Origin of the sequence: Aquabacter sp., from assembly GCF_965279295.1 — a bacterium.
Lineage (GTDB): Bacteria > Pseudomonadota > Alphaproteobacteria > Rhizobiales > Xanthobacteraceae > Aquabacter.
The window spans coordinates 169820-184212 of the sequence record NZ_CBDIHQ010000018.1; the positions used below are offsets into that span (position 1 = coordinate 169820).

Annotated in this window: 15 protein-coding genes, 1 tRNA gene and 1 pseudogene; 9 read left to right on the forward strand and 8 right to left on the reverse strand. The window is 63.6% G+C overall.

The window, feature by feature from the left end:
• Positions 1 to 86 precede the first annotated feature (86 nt).
• From ADADO0_RS18685 to ADADO0_RS18710, 6 genes and pseudogenes are all read left to right on the forward strand, one after another.
• A complete protein-coding gene (locus ADADO0_RS18685) occupies positions 87 to 635 on the forward strand; it encodes a ubiquinol-cytochrome C chaperone family protein (RefSeq protein ID WP_511306714.1) in 549 nt (182 codons plus the stop codon).
• Positions 628 to 1143, forward strand: a complete 516-nt coding sequence (locus tag ADADO0_RS18690; protein WP_511306715.1) for a YceD family protein — start codon at positions 628 to 630, stop codon at positions 1141 to 1143. The genes ADADO0_RS18685 and ADADO0_RS18690 overlap by 8 nt, the downstream gene beginning before the upstream one ends.
• A gap of 110 nt (positions 1144 to 1253) precedes the next feature.
• Positions 1254 to 2327, forward strand: coding sequence for a phosphate acyltransferase PlsX (gene plsX, locus ADADO0_RS18695; RefSeq protein WP_511306716.1), 1074 nt, complete (start codon positions 1254 to 1256; stop codon positions 2325 to 2327).
• Positions 2324 to 3298 carry a beta-ketoacyl-ACP synthase III gene (locus tag ADADO0_RS18700; RefSeq protein WP_511306717.1) on the forward strand — a complete coding sequence of 325 codons (975 nt, stop codon included), beginning with the start codon at positions 2324 to 2326 and terminating at the stop codon, positions 3296 to 3298. The genes plsX and ADADO0_RS18700 overlap by 4 nt, the downstream gene beginning before the upstream one ends.
• Before the next feature lie 86 nt (positions 3299 to 3384).
• Positions 3385 to 3702 carry an integration host factor subunit alpha gene (locus tag ADADO0_RS18705; protein WP_511306718.1) on the forward strand — a complete coding sequence of 106 codons (318 nt, stop codon included), beginning with the start codon at positions 3385 to 3387 and terminating at the stop codon, positions 3700 to 3702.
• 55 nt (positions 3703 to 3757) lie between these two features.
• Positions 3758 to 4036, forward strand: a pseudogene (locus tag ADADO0_RS18710) (MerR family transcriptional regulator); the annotation flags it as partial.
• A 1200-nt stretch (positions 4037 to 5236) separates the two neighbouring features.
• On the opposite strand, the gene ADADO0_RS18715 reads toward ADADO0_RS18710, so the two are convergent.
• Both ADADO0_RS18715 and ADADO0_RS18720 read right to left on the reverse strand, forming a co-directional pair.
• Positions 5237 to 5797, reverse strand: a complete 561-nt coding sequence (locus ADADO0_RS18715) for a septal ring lytic transglycosylase RlpA family protein (RefSeq protein ID WP_511307222.1) — start codon at positions 5795 to 5797, stop codon at positions 5237 to 5239.
• Between the two features lie 228 nt (positions 5798 to 6025).
• Entirely contained in the window at positions 6026 to 7678 is a 1653-nt protein-coding gene (locus ADADO0_RS18720; RefSeq protein ID WP_511306719.1) for a Na/Pi cotransporter family protein, read from the reverse strand.
• Between the two features lie 127 nt (positions 7679 to 7805).
• Between ADADO0_RS18720 and ADADO0_RS18725 the strand changes: the two genes are divergently transcribed.
• A tRNA-Pro gene (locus ADADO0_RS18725) sits at positions 7806 to 7883 on the forward strand.
• A gap of 346 nt (positions 7884 to 8229) precedes the next feature.
• On the opposite strand, the gene ADADO0_RS18730 is transcribed toward ADADO0_RS18725, so the two are convergent.
• From ADADO0_RS18730 to ADADO0_RS18755, 6 genes are all read right to left on the reverse strand, one after another.
• The gene (locus tag ADADO0_RS18730; protein WP_511306720.1) at positions 8230 to 8529 is read right to left on the reverse strand and encodes a hypothetical protein; all 300 of its coding nucleotides are present in this window, start codon (positions 8527 to 8529) and stop codon (positions 8230 to 8232) included.
• A gap of 409 nt (positions 8530 to 8938) precedes the next feature.
• Positions 8939 to 10138: an MFS transporter gene (locus ADADO0_RS18735; protein ID WP_511306721.1), complete on the reverse strand. Its 1200-nt coding sequence runs from the start codon at positions 10136 to 10138 to the stop codon at positions 8939 to 8941.
• On the reverse strand, positions 10138 to 11433 hold the full coding sequence (locus ADADO0_RS18740; protein ID WP_511306722.1) for an arsenic transporter: 1296 nt from the start codon (positions 11431 to 11433) through the stop codon (positions 10138 to 10140). The genes ADADO0_RS18735 and ADADO0_RS18740 overlap by 1 nt, the downstream gene beginning before the upstream one ends.
• 31 nt (positions 11434 to 11464) lie before the next feature.
• Positions 11465 to 11884 carry an arsenate reductase (glutaredoxin) gene (gene arsC / locus ADADO0_RS18745; protein ID WP_511307223.1) on the reverse strand — a complete coding sequence of 140 codons (420 nt, stop codon included), beginning with the start codon at positions 11882 to 11884 and terminating at the stop codon, positions 11465 to 11467.
• Entirely contained in the window at positions 11884 to 12411 is a 528-nt protein-coding gene (locus ADADO0_RS18750) for an arsenate reductase ArsC (RefSeq protein ID WP_511306723.1), read from the reverse strand. Before ADADO0_RS18750 ends, arsC begins: the two co-directional genes overlap by 1 nt.
• Positions 12404 to 12766: an ArsR/SmtB family transcription factor gene (locus ADADO0_RS18755; RefSeq protein WP_511307224.1), complete on the reverse strand. Its 363-nt coding sequence runs from the start codon at positions 12764 to 12766 to the stop codon at positions 12404 to 12406. Before ADADO0_RS18755 ends, ADADO0_RS18750 begins: the two co-directional genes overlap by 8 nt.
• A gap of 50 nt (positions 12767 to 12816) precedes the next feature.
• On the opposite strand from ADADO0_RS18755, the gene arsH reads away from it, so the two are divergent.
• Together arsH and ADADO0_RS18765 are read left to right on the forward strand one after the other, a co-directional pair.
• The gene (arsH, locus tag ADADO0_RS18760) at positions 12817 to 13608 is read left to right on the forward strand and encodes an arsenical resistance protein ArsH (RefSeq protein WP_511306724.1); all 792 of its coding nucleotides are present in this window, start codon (positions 12817 to 12819) and stop codon (positions 13606 to 13608) included.
• 332 nt (positions 13609 to 13940) lie between these two features.
• Positions 13941 to 14324, forward strand: coding sequence for a DUF2946 domain-containing protein (locus ADADO0_RS18765; RefSeq protein WP_511306725.1), 384 nt, complete (start codon positions 13941 to 13943; stop codon positions 14322 to 14324).
• The last annotated feature ends 69 nt before the right edge of the window (positions 14325 to 14393 follow it).

Genomic DNA, 14393 nt, shown 5'->3' on the forward strand with positions numbered 1-14393 from the left:
CGGCGTCAGCACGCTACGCCGCTGTTATTCCAGGCGCTCGCCCGGCGTCCGCGTCCGGCAGCCAACTCGCAAACCGTCAAGATAAGATGTTCAGCCTGTTTCGCCGACACCAGCCGCAACCCACCATTGAGCGCCTGTATGGCGCGATCGTGGCGCAGGCGCGGCGGCCGGTTTTCTACACCGACTTCTGCGTTCCCGATACAGTCGAGGGGCGCTTCGAGCTGCTATTGCTGCACACTTTCCTGGTTTGCCATCGTCTGAAGGGCGAAACCGGGGTCGGGCGCGCCGTGTCGCAGGATGTTTTCGATGCATTCCTTGACGACATGGACCGCACGCTGCGCGAAATGGGCATCGGCGATCTCGGGGTTCCCAAGCGGATGAAGAAGATCGGGCAGGCGTTCTACGGCCGCACCGCCGCTTATGACTCGGCGCTTCAAGAGCAGGGCGACGCGCTCGCCATTGCGCTGGCGCGCAACGTGTTGGAATGCGCTCCGGCGGATGCCGCCGCCTCCCGCTTTGCCGTGTATGCCCGCGATGCGGTTGCCATTCTCGCCGCTAAGCCTTTCGCTGAGTTGATGCTTGGGGACAATATCTTCCCTGAAGCTGCCACCGACCGGGGTCAGGTCCATGTCTGATTTGCCCTATACCTATCCTGTGCGCGTCGCCGAACTGCCGGCCAGCGGCCTCAATGTGCGGCTGGAGCCGGACGCCGAGGCGCGCGCCCGTCTTGCCCGGCACGTCAATATCGTCGCGCTCCACAGTTTTGTCGCCGAACTCAAGGTGACGCCGAAATCGGGTGATCGCGCCGTGGTGACCGGGCGGATCAGCGGCGAGATCCGTCATGTGTCCGTGGTTTCGCTTGAGCCGTTCGACGAAAAAATCGCGGAAGAGGTCGAGGCCCGCTTCGAGCCTGAAAGCGACGCGCCGCCCAAGCCCATGGTCGAAACCGACGAGCCTGACCTGGACCCGCCGGACGTGATCGTGGGCGGCGTGATCGACCTGGGCGTGCTCGTCACCGAGTTTTTGTCGATTGGCATCGACCCTTATCCGCGTCGTGCGGGCGAGATATTCGAGGCGCCGGTGGAAGACGCCACCGCCGCCTCTCCGTTTTCGGCGCTTGCCCGGCTAAAGGATAAATCTTGAGAACATGCGCTAAGAGCGTGTCCGGTAGTTGCGGCGTTCACCCGAGCCGCTATTGTCCCGGCGCGCCCGGCAAGGCGCATCGCAAGGAATCAACGGGAATTTCGGCCTGAATGAGCGCGCCCGTCCGCATATCGATCGACGCCATGGGCGGGGACCATGGCCCCGAGGTCGTGCTCGCCGGTGTCGCCATCTCTCAAGCGCGACACCCGGATGCGCAATTCATCCTGTTTGGCGATGAGACGCGGCTTCGCGGCATTCTCCAAAAGCATGCCGCGCTCGCGGCGGTCTCCCGCATCGTCCACACCGAGATCGTGGTCGGCATGGACGACAAGCCCAGCCAGGCGCTGCGCAACGGCCGCTACAAATCCACCATGTGGCGCTGCATCGACGCGGTGAAGACCCGCGAAGCCGACGCTGCCATCTCCGCCGGCAATACCGGCGCGCTGATGGCAATGGCCAAGTTCAACCTGCGCACCATGCCGGGGATCGGACGGCCCGTGATCGCCGCCATATGGCCCACTCTGCGCGGCGAAAGCATCGTGCTCGATGTGGGCGCCTCCATCGGGGCGACAGCTCAGGGCCTGGTGGAAATGTCGATCATGGGCGCTGCCATGGCGCGGACCATTTTCGACATCCCCCAGCCGAGCGTTGCTTTGCTGAACGTGGGGGTCGAGGAGATCAAGGGCGTGGAGGAAGTCAAGGAAGCCGGGCGCATTCTGCGCGAGGATACCTACCCCGACATGCGCTACCACGGCTTCGTGGAGGGCAACGATATCGGTGCGGGCACCGTCGACGTGGTGGTGGTGGAGGGCTTCTCCGGCAATATCGCGCTGAAAACCGCGGAGGGCACGGCCAAGCAGATCGCAACGTATCTGCGCGCCGCCATGGGGCGCACCTGGCGCGCCCGCATCGGCTACATTCTGGCCCGCGACGCGTTTAAGATGCTGCGTGAGAAGATGGACCCACGCCGCTCCAACGGCGGCGTTTTCCTCGGCCTCAATGGTGTCGTCATCAAGAGCCATGGTGGCGCCGATGCCGACGGCTTCGCATCAGCCGTCGACGTCGGTTACGACATGGTGCGTCACCAGTTGCTGACGCGGATCGAAACCAGCCTCGTCAACCGCCTGCCCAAAGAGGCGGTAGCGTCCGAGACGGTGGCTGTGGAAGCGGAAGGCCAATCGTGAGCGTCATAAGGTCCGTGGTCCGAGGGATTGGCTCCTATCTTCCCGAAAACGTTGTGACAAACGCCGATCTCGTCCAGCGGGTCGATACCACGGACGAGTGGATCGTCCAGCGGACAGGAATTCGCCAGCGCCATATCGCCGCGGACGGTGAGAAGACATCGGACCTCGCGATCGCGGCGGCGACCCGCGCGCTGGCCAATGCGGGCTTCGGGGCGGACGACATCGACTTGGTTGTGCTCGCAACCTCGACCCCCGACCAGACCTTTCCTGCAACCGCCGCGACGGTGCAGGCCGAGCTTGGAATCACTCGCGGCGCGGCGTTCGACCTCCAGGCGGTGTGCTCTGGCTTCGTGTTCGGCCTCGCGACCGCCGACGCCCATCTGCGCACCGGATCCTTCAAACGCGCCCTGGTGATCGGCGCCGAGACCTTTTCGCGTATCCTCGATTGGGAGGATCGCGGCACCTGCGTCCTGTTCGGCGATGGGGCAGGGGCGGTGGTTCTCGAGGGTGTTCCGGACGCCGAAAGCGGCGGGCGGGGCGTTATCACCACTCATTTACGCACCGATGGTCGCCATCGCGCGAAGCTGTTCGTGGATGGCGGTCCCTCATCGACCGGGACGGTCGGCCATCTGCGCATGGAAGGCCGCGAGGTGTTCCGCCACGCGGTCGGTATGATCACCGATGTGATCGAAGACGCCTTCGCCGCGACCGGAGAGAGCGCTGAAACCATCGACTGGTTCGTCCCGCATCAGGCAAACCGCAGGATCATCGATGCCAGCGCGCAAAAGTTGCATATTGCGCCTGCGAAGGTGGTGACAACTGTGGACCGTCACGGTAATACCTCTGCGGCATCCATTCCTCTCGCGCTCGATGTGGCGTGCAAGGATGGCCGGATCGGGCAGGGCGATCTGGTCCTTTTGGAAGCCATGGGCGGTGGGTTCACCTGGGGTTCAGCCCTGGTGAGATGGTAATAAGTCGTTAATGACATTGACCGGTCTTGTCCCGAGTGGATAGGGTCGACCGTTGCTGTCTTTCTCTCATGGGGCCGGGGAGACACATGGCTGGGAAGACCGTCACGCGTGCGGATTTGTGCGAAGCCGTCTACCAGCAGGTAGGCTTGTCACGAACCGAATCCGCAACTCTCGTTGAATCCGTTTTGGGCGAAATCGCCGACGCTCTCGCGCGAGGGGAGACCGTAAAACTGTCTTCGTTCGGCTCGTTTGTGGTTCGCGCAAAAGGTCAGCGTGTTGGGCGAAACCCCAAGACGGGCGAAGAAGTCCCCATCGAACCGCGCCACGTCATGGTCTTCAAGCCCTCCAGCATCTTGAAGAATCGCATAAACGGGCGCACAGCAAATGGCGACGACCGCGATTGATGCTCGCCAGTGACGGCATGGGCGCGACGGTGCCGATAACGGGGGCGTAAGGCAGGTGGCAGAAGCGAGGCCCTCGGACAAATCGCCCGACGCCTTTCGCACCATCAGCGAGGTGGCGGATCACCTCGACCTTCCCCAGCATGTCCTGCGCTTCTGGGAAACCCGCTTTAGCGAAATCAAGCCGGTCAAGCGTGCCGGCGGCCGGCGCTTCTATCGTCCCGACGATGTGGACCTGCTGCGCGCGATCCGGCACCTGCTTTATAGCGAAGGCTACACCATCAAGGGTGTGCAGCGCATTCTGAAGGACAATGGTCCGCGCCAGGTTCAGGCGATGGGCGCTGATCTTCTGGAAGGGCGGGCAATTCTCCCGCTCGGCAAGCCCGCTCCCGATGTGGCGCCGGCACCGGCGGCGTCCGGCACCCCGCGCGGCGGCCTGCTCGGGCTGCTGCCGCGCCGCAAGGAGCGCCAGCCGGACCGGGCGGTGGAGCGCGATGCGTCCGAACCGTCGTTCATGGAGATGCCCGAGACCTCTCACGCCGGCGCCGAGCCGCACTTCGAGGATTTCCTGCCGGGCTTCGAGGCGGCACCCTATATCCCGCCTCAGCCCGCGCATCAGCCGCTTGAAAACACCCGCATTGAGGTCGAGCGTCACCTCGCGGAGCGCCATCTGGCAGAGCGCGCGTTGCAGGATCGCGCTTCGCACGAGCGCGCGTTGGCGGAGCGTGCCCGCGCAGAGCACCTCGAAGCCGTGCGGCTGGAGAGCCAGCCGTTCGAGCCGTTTGATGATGAGGCGTTCGACGACGATGCGGCGGACGTGCCGGAGCCGGAGCTTTACCGCGCCCATGCGCCGCTAGACCACCCCAGGGCGCCCGAGGTTCGGCATGTGCCGCCGCCCGTGGTGCCGGAGCCAAGGCCAGCACCGGTGGCGCGCCGACCCTCGCGCGGGCCTGCATCGCGCCTTCCCGACGCCGCGCAGCTTCCGGAACTGGAAGACCCGCTGCTTCCCTTCTTCGAGGACGATGTTCTGGCGCTGCCGGTGGACAATATTTCCGAACCGCTGGACGCGCGCATCCGCCGCCTCAAGGAACACACGCCGCCTCCGGAGGGGCCTCCGGAGGAATACATCCCGGCGCGCGCACGCCGGCGCGCCGATCCCGACGCAGCGGCGCGTGTCGGCCGGGTGGGTCCATTGACCGGTGTGCTGGGTGGGCCGGACGACGACGCGTGGCAATATGGCGAGGACGACGGGGAGGGGCATCATTTCCCCCCGGAGCCGCGCCGTCATGGCCCGCCGGAGCAGTATCTGCCGCCGCACTTGCGATCCGAACCGCGTCTTGCGGCCCAGCCGGTACATCCGCCTCAGCCGGTGCTGTCGCGAGATGACGTGCACCGGCTTCAAGCAACGCTCTATGAGCTTGGCGAGTGCCGTCGCATCCTGACCACGGCACTCGATCCTGATCAAAGCTGAAGGCGGCTGACTGGGTCCACGGGGCGCGTTTTGCCCGGACAATAAGCCGGCTTACAATCTGCTGTCTTACGGTGTTTGGGCTTCCGTCGCTTGGGGCGCAGTCGTGGCTGCGGCGACGGGCGGCGGAACGAGGGTCCAACCCTCGGCACCGGTGGCAGGTGCGTTCACCTGCGGTTCGGCCTTGCGCTCCGGCTCCTGGCTTTCCATCGCGGAGGCGAGTTGGGTGCGGCGGCTGGTTGGCGCCGGCGCGGCAGTGTTTTCCTCGTCCTGGCCGAGAACGGCAACGCTGACGCGGGTAATGCCGTGGCCGGTGAAGCCAAGCTCGGACGCTGCGGCGCGGGAGACGTCGATGATGCGCCCACGAACAAACGGGCCGCGATCGTTGATGCGGACCACCACCGTGCGCCCATTGCGCAGATTGGTGACCTTTACTTTGGTGTTGAACGGTAATGAGCGATGCGCGGCGGTCAATCCCCCGGCATTAAAGCGCTCTCCGCTCGCGGTTCCCTTTCCTTGCCAATAGTAGGATGCGAGGCCGGTCTGTCCCGCGTCAGCCCGTGCAGGTTGCGTTGCCACACCCATTGCAAGAGCCATCGACGCGAGCAAAATCCCCTTCCCAATCACCATGCCCAAAACCTCCGTATCGTTGATGGAGGTCAGCCCAATGACGAGCTAATGCGGCAGGAATGTCACCTGTGGCAGGCAGAAAGGTGGCAGCGGGGACTTGAGTGGATGAATCTGTTCTATTCTGGTTGATAAATCGCAAACTGCGACATAATCAACACGCGCTATTAGCTACGTTCTTACCATCCAAATCAGAAGCTACATTGACATAACCAACTATACTTCATTTTGCTAACTGGGAACGCGGCTAGACAGAAGTTCTCCACCTCTTTCAAGAACCGGGTAGGCGGTTCCGGAGACGAGGTGAGCGTTGATTCGCTTCAAGTCGCGCACCACCTCCAGGTGTAGGCCGCTCGCCTCGGCGGTGTCGTTCTGCCCCGCGCGCAAGCGCTCCATATGGTCCTGGGTGGCCTTGGTCTCGATGTCCCGGAAGATCGCCTTCTCCGCCGCGAGCAGGCGTGCCGCGCGCGGATCGTCGGTCACGAACAGCGCCGCCGCCGTGCGCAAATTGGAAATGACGCGCTCGAAAACCGCCCTCAATTCCATTTCCCCCTCACGGGAGAAGGGCAGGCCGCGCCGCAGCCGCTTGGCCGCCAGCGACAGCATGGAATTGTCGATCACATCGCCGGCCTGTTCCATGTTGGTGGAGAAGGCGAGGATTTCCGCGATTCGCTGCTCGTCGCGTTCGCTCAGGCTGTTGCGATCGATGCTGAGCAGATAGGCCTTGATGGCGCTGTTGAGCTTGTCCATCACGTCGTCGAGCTTACGCGCCTCTGCGATGCTGTCGGTGGTGCCTTTCTCCAGCGCCACGCGCACGTCCAGAAGCATGCTCTCCAGCATGTCGGCAAGCCGTAGCGCCTCCCGTGCCGCATTGCCGATGGCGACCACCGGGGTCTCGACCGCCGCCGGATTGAGGTAATGCGCCCGCGCCGGGTCGGCAGTATCCACCTTATCGGGGAACATGCGGGTGAGAAGGCGCCCATAATATCCAAGGAACGGCAGGAAAAGCAGCGCCAGCACGACGTTGAATAGCGTGTGGAAATCCGCCACCGCGCGGGTGATATCCGGCTGTAGCTTGATCATCGCCACCGAGATCGGCCCGATCAGGGCGAGGCCGATCAGCGTGCCGAACACGCGGTTCAGCAGGTTGCCGATCGGCATGCGGCGCGACATGGGGTCCAAAGTGCTGCTGGCTTCCAGCACCGGGTTGAGCGCGCTGCCCAGATTCGCCCCGATGACGAGGGCGATGGCCGCTTCCGGGGGAATCACCCCCTTGCTGGCCAGAGACATGGCCAGAAGGACCACCGCGACGCTGGAATGCACCACCCAGGTGATCAGGCCGGCGACCATCACAGCGATCAGCGGTGTGGTGGAAATTGCGCCCATGAGAATGCGCAGCGAGGGCGCATCCTCGAACGGGGTGAAGATGTCGATGAGGTGATGGAGCGCGAAAAGCATTAGGCCGAGGCCGATGAAGGCCGGGCCGATCTCCTTCGACGTCGCGCTGCCCTTACGGCGATACATCACAACGCCGATGAGAAGCAGGGCCGGCGCGAATGCCGACACATCGAACGACAGCAATTGCACGACCAGCGTGGTGCCGACATTGGCGCCCAACATCACGGCAAGCGCCGGAACCAGTTCCACCATTCCGGCCGACGTGAAGCCCGCCACCATCAGGCCGGTGGCCGTGCTGCTCTGAAGCAAGGCCGTGACACCGATTCCCGCGAAAAACGCCCGCAGCCGCGTCTTCAGAGCGCCGGCAAGCAAGGTTCTGAGGCGCGGCCCGAACGCCTGCTGCACTCCGTTCTGGACCATGTGGGTGCCCCAGAGCAGCATGGCAACGCAGCCGGCAAGATCCAGCAGTGTGAAGGAAAAATCCAAATCCGCCCCCGTTCGGCAAGGTGGGGACAATTACACGGTGCGCGCCACGATCAAAGGGCACATCCGGCCGGTCGACAACAGAGGGCTTGTCCGGCGTGCCGTCATGGTCTAAGCCTCCGCCCCACGTCGGAGCGTAGCGCAGCCCGGTTAGCGCACTAGTCTGGGGGACTAGGGGTCGGAGGTTCAAATCCTCTCGCTCCGACCATTTAAACTCTTGAAAAAATTGAAGAAAATAGGCCGCCCTCGGGTGGCCTTTTTCGTCTCTGGGCGTCGGTGACCGCCGAGTCGCCACGGACGATGGAAGCGCTATGTAGGGCAGGGAAAGAAAAACCCCGCCACCCGAGAGGGCGACGGGGCTGATTCCTGCCGGGAGTGCAGGGCCGGCTGAGACCGGCCTCATCGAGTAGCCTGCCGGCTTTCGCGCGGCGCGCTGCACGCCGGGGATTCTGCGGCAACGAGGGCGGCCCTGTCGCTCGTAGGTCCGCGAGACGGCTGGGTAGCCGACACCGCGCCAGCGCGCTGTCACCCGCTCGCGGTCCTCCGGCTTCAGTTCAGGACTTCGGGCGCTTGTCTAACTTGGGGCCAAATGAGCCAGTACCCGGCTCGCCCTGAGGATGATGCTTTTCGTCGGCGGCAAGGCGACGGCTGAGAGCCAGATCATAGATGATGTCGAGGATGTGGCGCTCCCGCAATTTCGGGTCGCTCAGGGCGTGAAGGGCCGCATCTACGATTTTCTTGGACTTAGCTTCGGGGCATTCCTGCTTAACGAAATCATAGAGAGGCTGGCCGCGAAGGTCCTGTTTTGCCCCCGCAACAAGAGCGTCTTGAATGGCCTGTTTCTTTTCCGACATGTCGGGCTCCGATCAGTGTGCCCACATAATGTGCAGCGCTCTCGACACCGGTAGGTCATGCGACTGTCACACTCAAGTGCCCTCAGGAACCTGTGATCGTCCCAACTGGAACGCTTCGGCGACCGTCCGACTTAGTCCAGCAAAGGAGGCACGAACATGAACAAGGCCCAGACGCTGGACCAGAAAATTCGCCTCCAGGGCATTCAAGCTCGGGTACGCCAGTCGACGTCCCGACGCGCCAGTGCGATGCGCCGCGATCTAGCGGAGGCGAGGTGCGACGATGCTCCAGAGCGCACAGACCCTTACCTGAGGCCGCCGGGGTTCAGGGCTGCCACGAAGTAGAGTCGCATCTGTGCGACTCTCTTTCAGCTCCCTTGCCGGCCAGTTCCTCATCGGAGTGTCGCTTCCATCAGCGACCTTGATGCGCACCCTTGCTTATGGTCGGCGAACAGCCGTCCACCCGCCAAAGAACCAGGACGAGCGCAACATTGATGAGCGAGAGCGCGACGAGAAACTCGAACGTGGCATTCGCGCCGAACGTCGTGAGAGCGTAGGCACCAACCAAAGGTGCCGTAGCCTGGGCGATCAGGCCAGGTCGAGCCAAGCGACCCATGAGCGCCGGATACCGGTCCGGGCCAAATAGCGCGAGCGGCACAGTACCGCGTGATATTGAATAAATACCGTTACCGCCTGCGTAGAGAATGATGGCGAGAGCCGCGGGCGCCGCCTCTGTGGCCAATAGAATAATCCCGAGTGAGATGAAGCTGATCGCAACGGTTAGTGTCCACATCGGGCTATAGCGACCGCGCCCAGCCATCTCTACCACCCGAGCACCAACCTGAGCCGGACCTATCAGGGTCCCTAACCCTACAGCCACGGCTGGAGGCAGCCCACGCGCCTCCAGGAGAGCGATGAGATGGATCGCCAGCAGGGTCATCACCAATCCGCCAAACGTCAGGATGGTCGCGAAGGTGTAAAAGGCGCGAGCTTCTCCGCGCCGCAGCATGACGGGGGCTGCATTCACTGAGGAAGACCCCAGGTTTGGAGCCGCTGGAATCAGCCACAAGATCAGCGGAAGCGACACCGCCACTTGCAATATTGCGAAAGTGAAACAGGTGCCGCGCCAACCGATTTGGTCGGCCAGTAGGGCGGCCAGCGGCCAGCAGACAGTGCTGGCGAAGCCGCCCAACAGGGTGAGTGTCGTTATCGCGCTGCGTGCCGTGCCGCCATAGAGCCGGCCGAGGGTGGCAAACGCGGCGTCGTAGAGCCCGCCTCCCATGCCGAGACCCAGCAACATCCAGGCGCTGAAGAACACAACCAGGTTCGGTGCGGAGCCGAGCAGAGTCAGGCCCAGCGCCAGCAAAAGCGCCGAAGATGCAAGGATCGGCCGGCCGCCATGGATGCCGATTGTGATGCCGATGCGCGGCGACGCGAGCCCCGCGATCAGCAGGCCTAGCGAGACGCCACCCATCACCCAGGGCAGCGGCCAGCCGGTGTCCGCGACGATCGGAGTGGCGAGCACCGCCAGCAGGTAGAACGAGGAGCCCCATGCCAGAATCTGCACCACGCCGAGCGCGGTTACCACCGGCCAGCGGCGGGCGGAGACCATCACTGCGCGCCGAGGAGCGGCAGCCAGACCGCCAGCGCTGCCAGGGTGATCAGCAGAACGGGCGGGGTGATGACAAGGCCGACCTTCATGTACTGGCCCCAGCTGATGCGCTGCCCTTTGCTGGCCAGGACGTGCAGCCACAGCAGCGTCGCCAGGCTGCCGATCGGCGTGAACTTGGGGCCGAGGTCGCAGCCGATGATGTTGGCGTACAGCATCACCTCGCGCATGAGCGGCGAGAGGTCCGGCGCTTGCTGCACGGCGATGGCACCGATCAGGACGCTCGGCATGTTGTTCATGACGGATGACAGCAGCGCCGCGGCGATGCCCGTGCCGATCGCTCCCGCCCAGATGCCGTGTCCGGAGAACCAAGTCAGCAGCCCGGCGAGATGATCGGTGAGGCCGGCATTCTTCAGACCATAGACCACGAGATACATGCCCAGGCTGAACAGCACGATTTGCCAGGGTGCGCCGGCAACGACCTTGCGCACCGAAATGACCTCACCGCGGCCGGCGAGCAGCAACAGGACCAGAGCGCCGGCACCGGTGACGACGGACACCGGGACTCCGAGGGGCGCCGTGAGGAAATAGGCCAGCAGCAGCACGGAAAGCAGCGGAAACGCGGCACGGAACACCGTCCGGTCGCGGATGGCCCCGGCCGGCGGTTCGAGATCCGCCACAGAATAGGTGGTGGGAACGTCGCGCCGGTAGAACAGCCACAGCACCACCAGTGTGGCGGCGAGCGACACCAGATTCACGGGCACCATCACTGCCGCGTAGCGGCCGAAGGTGACACCGAAGAAGTTGGCGCTGACGATGTTGACCAGGTTGGAGATCACCAGCGGCAGGCTGGTGCTGTCGGCCACGAACCCGCAGGCGATGATGAACGCTATAGCAGCGGCCGGCGGGAAGTTCAGCCGCAGCAGGATTGCAAGCACGATCGGCGTGAGCAGCAGTGCCGCCCCATCATTGGCGAACACGGCGGCGATTGCCGCGCCGAGAAGGATCACCAGCGGAAACAGCAGGGCACCCCGGCCTTTGCCCCAGCGGGCAATGTGCAGCGCCGCCCAGTGGAAAAAACCCGCCTCATCCAGCAGCAGCGAGATGATGATCAGCGCCACGAAGGTGAAGGTGGCGTCCCATACAATGTGCCAGACCACCGGAATATCGGCGATGCCAATGACGCCGCTCAGCAGTGCAATGGCGGCGCCGGCAAGGGCGCTCCAGCCGATGCCCAGGCCACGCGGTTGCCAGATGACGAAGATCAGGGTGGCGATGAAGATCGCGAGGGCGAGCATGGGTGGGTTTTCTTGCAGGTGGGAGGGTCAGCTATCCGATACGATGTCCGGCCGCGTCCATGACGCGCTCGCCGTCTTCCTTGGTGAAGGCACCGAGCTGCGGGGGCAGGAGGTCCAACACCGCCTCAGACGGCCGACAGAGCCGCACACCCTTGGGTGTCACCACCAGTGGCCGATTGATCAGGATCGGATGCGCCATCATTGCGTCGAGCAACTGGTCGTCGCTCAGCGAGGTGTCCCCCAATCCCAGCTCGGCATAGGGGGTGCCCTTCTCCCGCAGCAGCGCCCGCACGGTGATGCCGGCACGGTCGATGAGCTGGCGCAGCAGAACGCGCGAAGGCGGGGTTTTCAGATACGCGATGACATGGGGCTCGACGCCAGCATTGCGGATCAGCGCCAGGGCGTTGCGCGAGGTGCCGCAGTCCGGATTGTGATAGATAATCACGTCCATCATGCCACCTCGGGCCGGGTGGAGGTGGTGCCGGCAAGATGGCCGATGTCGCGGACGCGCAGCGACAGCGCCATGCGGTCAAGGCTAGCGATAGGCAGCGCCGTGAACGCGGTGATTCGGTTCATGAGATAGCGCTGCGCCTTCACGAAGGCCGCCTTGCGCTCGATTGCCGTGCCGGTGGCAGCCGCCGGATCCTCGATCCCCCAATGGGCCGTAATCGGATGGCCCGGCCACACCGGACACGCCTCCCCCGCTGCGTCGTCGCAGACGGTGAACACGAAATCCATCGCAGGCGCACCGGGCTCAGCAAACACGGACCAGCTTTTGGAGCTGAGACCGTCGATTGAGAACTCGGTCTCTTGCAGGACCTCGACGGTTAAAGGGTTCACCGCGCCCTTTGGCTGGCTTCCGGCGGAATAGGCGCGGAAGCGCCCCTCTCCCAGCTTGTTGAGCATCGCTTCGCCGATGATCGAGCGCGCCGAATTGCCGGTGCAGAGGAACAGTACATTGTAGACGCGATCAGCCATGAATCTGCTCCTGGTCAGGGTTACAGCCGCACGCGGCGAGGGCCGCGACGGCGGGGGTGCAAACTTCTGGGTGTCCCTGGCAGCAGTCGCGCATCAGGAACTCCACAAGGTCGGATAATCCGCCATAGGCGGCGCTGTAGATGATCGAGCGCGATTGCCGGCGGGACTGGATCAGCCCGGCGCGCTCCAGCTCCTTCAGATGGAAGGAGAGATTGGAGGTGGAGGCCTCGACCGCTTCGGCGATGACGCCGGCTGCCATGCCATCTGGGCCGGCCTTCACCAGATGGCGCACGATGCGCAAGCGCGTCTCTTGCGAGAGCGCGGCGAAGGCGGACAGGGCTTGCGGTTCGTTGATCATCAGTTCAATATCTCAATATATATTGAATAATAGGTGACAACGAAACCGTGAGCAAGTCCATTCCTCTTTTCTCAGATGGTCTGCCCAACCTGGTGCAGTCCCACGTCCAGGTGCCGACCTATGAAAGCTTCGGCATTGCCGGAAAGCACCCCCACGCGCCGCGCTTCCTGATCCTCTACGGATCGCTGCGGCCACGTTCTTTCAGTCGATTCCTGGCTTTCGAAGCCGCGCGCCTGCTCGAGCATATGGGCGGCGAGGTGCGCATCTATGATGCCCACCACCTGCCGCTCCCCGACGACACCACAGCCGACCACCCGAAGGTCCGCGAACTGCGGGATCTTTCACTGTGGTCCGAGGGGCAAGTCTGGGTAAGCCCGGAGCGCCACGGCACCCTCACCGGGGTTATGAAGAGCCAGATCGACTGGATTCCGCTGGCCGAAGGTTCGGTGCGGCCGACCCAGGGCCGCACCCTTGCCGTGATGCAGGTCTCGGGCGGGTCGCAGTCGTTCAACGCGGTGAACGCCATGCGCGTGCTTGGGCGCTGGATGCGGATGATCACCATCCCCAACCAGTCATCGGTGCCGAAGGCATTCGAGGCGTTTGACGAGGCCGGCCGTATGAAACCAGGCCCGCTCTATGACCGCGTGGTGGACGTGTGCGAGGAGCTATTCAAGTTCACGCTGCTGACCCGCGACCACGCCGACTACCTGGTGGATCGTTACAGCGAGCGGAAGGAGAGGGCGCCAGAGGGACTTGAAGCCGTGGCAGCCGACATCGGTTTTGTAAACCGAAGATCGGGGGTTCAATCCCTTCATCTGGAACCAAAAAAGATATATTAAAATCAAATACTTAACTATTTAGAAGCGTGCTCCGGCTGCTCTTTTCGCCCGTTTTGTCCTGCAATCCGCTTTCGTGGTTTTCAACGGTTTCCAACCGCTTCCAAAATCTTCGTGCAACACGGATGCAACACGGAATCCGGATGCTGAGCGTCGATCGCCCCTGATGTAGCGTTGAAGGCTGGCTCGGAGGACGGGCTTAGGCCGGCGCAGTTGTCATCGGCGAACGATGGCTGAGGCGAGAGCGAGGCCCTGCCTTTTGTGGGACACATTGTCCGACTGACCGACCTGTTTTTCCGTAGGGATAGGCGCCATAGTCCCGCCGGGAGCGGGACATGATCAAACGTCTGGGACAGGGGTGGAAGGGAACGCGCACCATTGCGTGGACCCTAGCCTATGCTCTGTTGCTCCAGCTTGTTCTGACCAGCGCTTTCGCCACCAGCCGTTCGCTGGAAGCCTCGCCCGACCTCTACCAGTTTTGTGCCAACGACCCATCGAGTCCGCACGATAGCGGTACGGACGACGGCACCAAGGCGTTCTCGCACTGCCCCCTCTGCCTATCTCGGGTAGACGTCGGAATTTTGCCTACGCCGCCGGCTATTCCCTTGGTCGAGCGGGCGGCAGCGGAAGTCAGTTTTCCAGCGCCCCACAGCCTTGCCCTCGTGCCGGCAGAAGGCCGTGTGGCACATAGGCCCCGCGGACCACCTACCGCAGCCTGAGGCGTCGCCGGTCGCGATCCCGGCACCTAACCAATCACAACATTGCTGAGCCTGCCTGATAGGCGCGCG

What these genes read in the sequence shown, in the direction of transcription:
- arsC (WP_511307223.1), bottom strand. Translation starts at nt 11,884, where the DNA reads ATGGACGTGATTATCTATCACAATCCGGACTGCGGCACCTCGCGCAAC.
- ADADO0_RS18750 (WP_511306723.1), bottom strand. Translation starts at nt 12,411, where the DNA reads ATGGCTGATCGCGTCTACAATGTACTGTTCCTCTGCACCGGCAATTCG.
- ADADO0_RS18735 (WP_511306721.1), bottom strand. Translation starts at nt 10,138, where the DNA reads ATGGTCTCCGCCCGCCGCTGGCCGGTGGTAACCGCGCTCGGCGTGGTG.
- ADADO0_RS18685 (WP_511306714.1), top strand. Translation starts at nt 87, where the DNA reads ATGTTCAGCCTGTTTCGCCGACACCAGCCGCAACCCACCATTGAGCGC.
- ADADO0_RS18715 (WP_511307222.1), bottom strand. Translation starts at nt 5,797, where the DNA reads ATGGTGATTGGGAAGGGGATTTTGCTCGCGTCGATGGCTCTTGCAATG.
- ADADO0_RS18730 (WP_511306720.1), bottom strand. Translation starts at nt 8,529, where the DNA reads ATGTCGGAAAAGAAACAGGCCATTCAAGACGCTCTTGTTGCGGGGGCA.
- ADADO0_RS18740 (WP_511306722.1), bottom strand. Translation starts at nt 11,433, where the DNA reads ATGCTCGCCCTCGCGATCTTCATCGCCACCCTGATCTTCGTCATCTGG.
- plsX (WP_511306716.1), top strand. Translation starts at nt 1,254, where the DNA reads ATGAGCGCGCCCGTCCGCATATCGATCGACGCCATGGGCGGGGACCAT.
- ADADO0_RS18765 (WP_511306725.1), top strand. Translation starts at nt 13,941, where the DNA reads ATGATCAAACGTCTGGGACAGGGGTGGAAGGGAACGCGCACCATTGCG.
- ADADO0_RS18690 (WP_511306715.1), top strand. Translation starts at nt 628, where the DNA reads ATGTCTGATTTGCCCTATACCTATCCTGTGCGCGTCGCCGAACTGCCG.
- ADADO0_RS18705 (WP_511306718.1), top strand. Translation starts at nt 3,385, where the DNA reads ATGGCTGGGAAGACCGTCACGCGTGCGGATTTGTGCGAAGCCGTCTAC.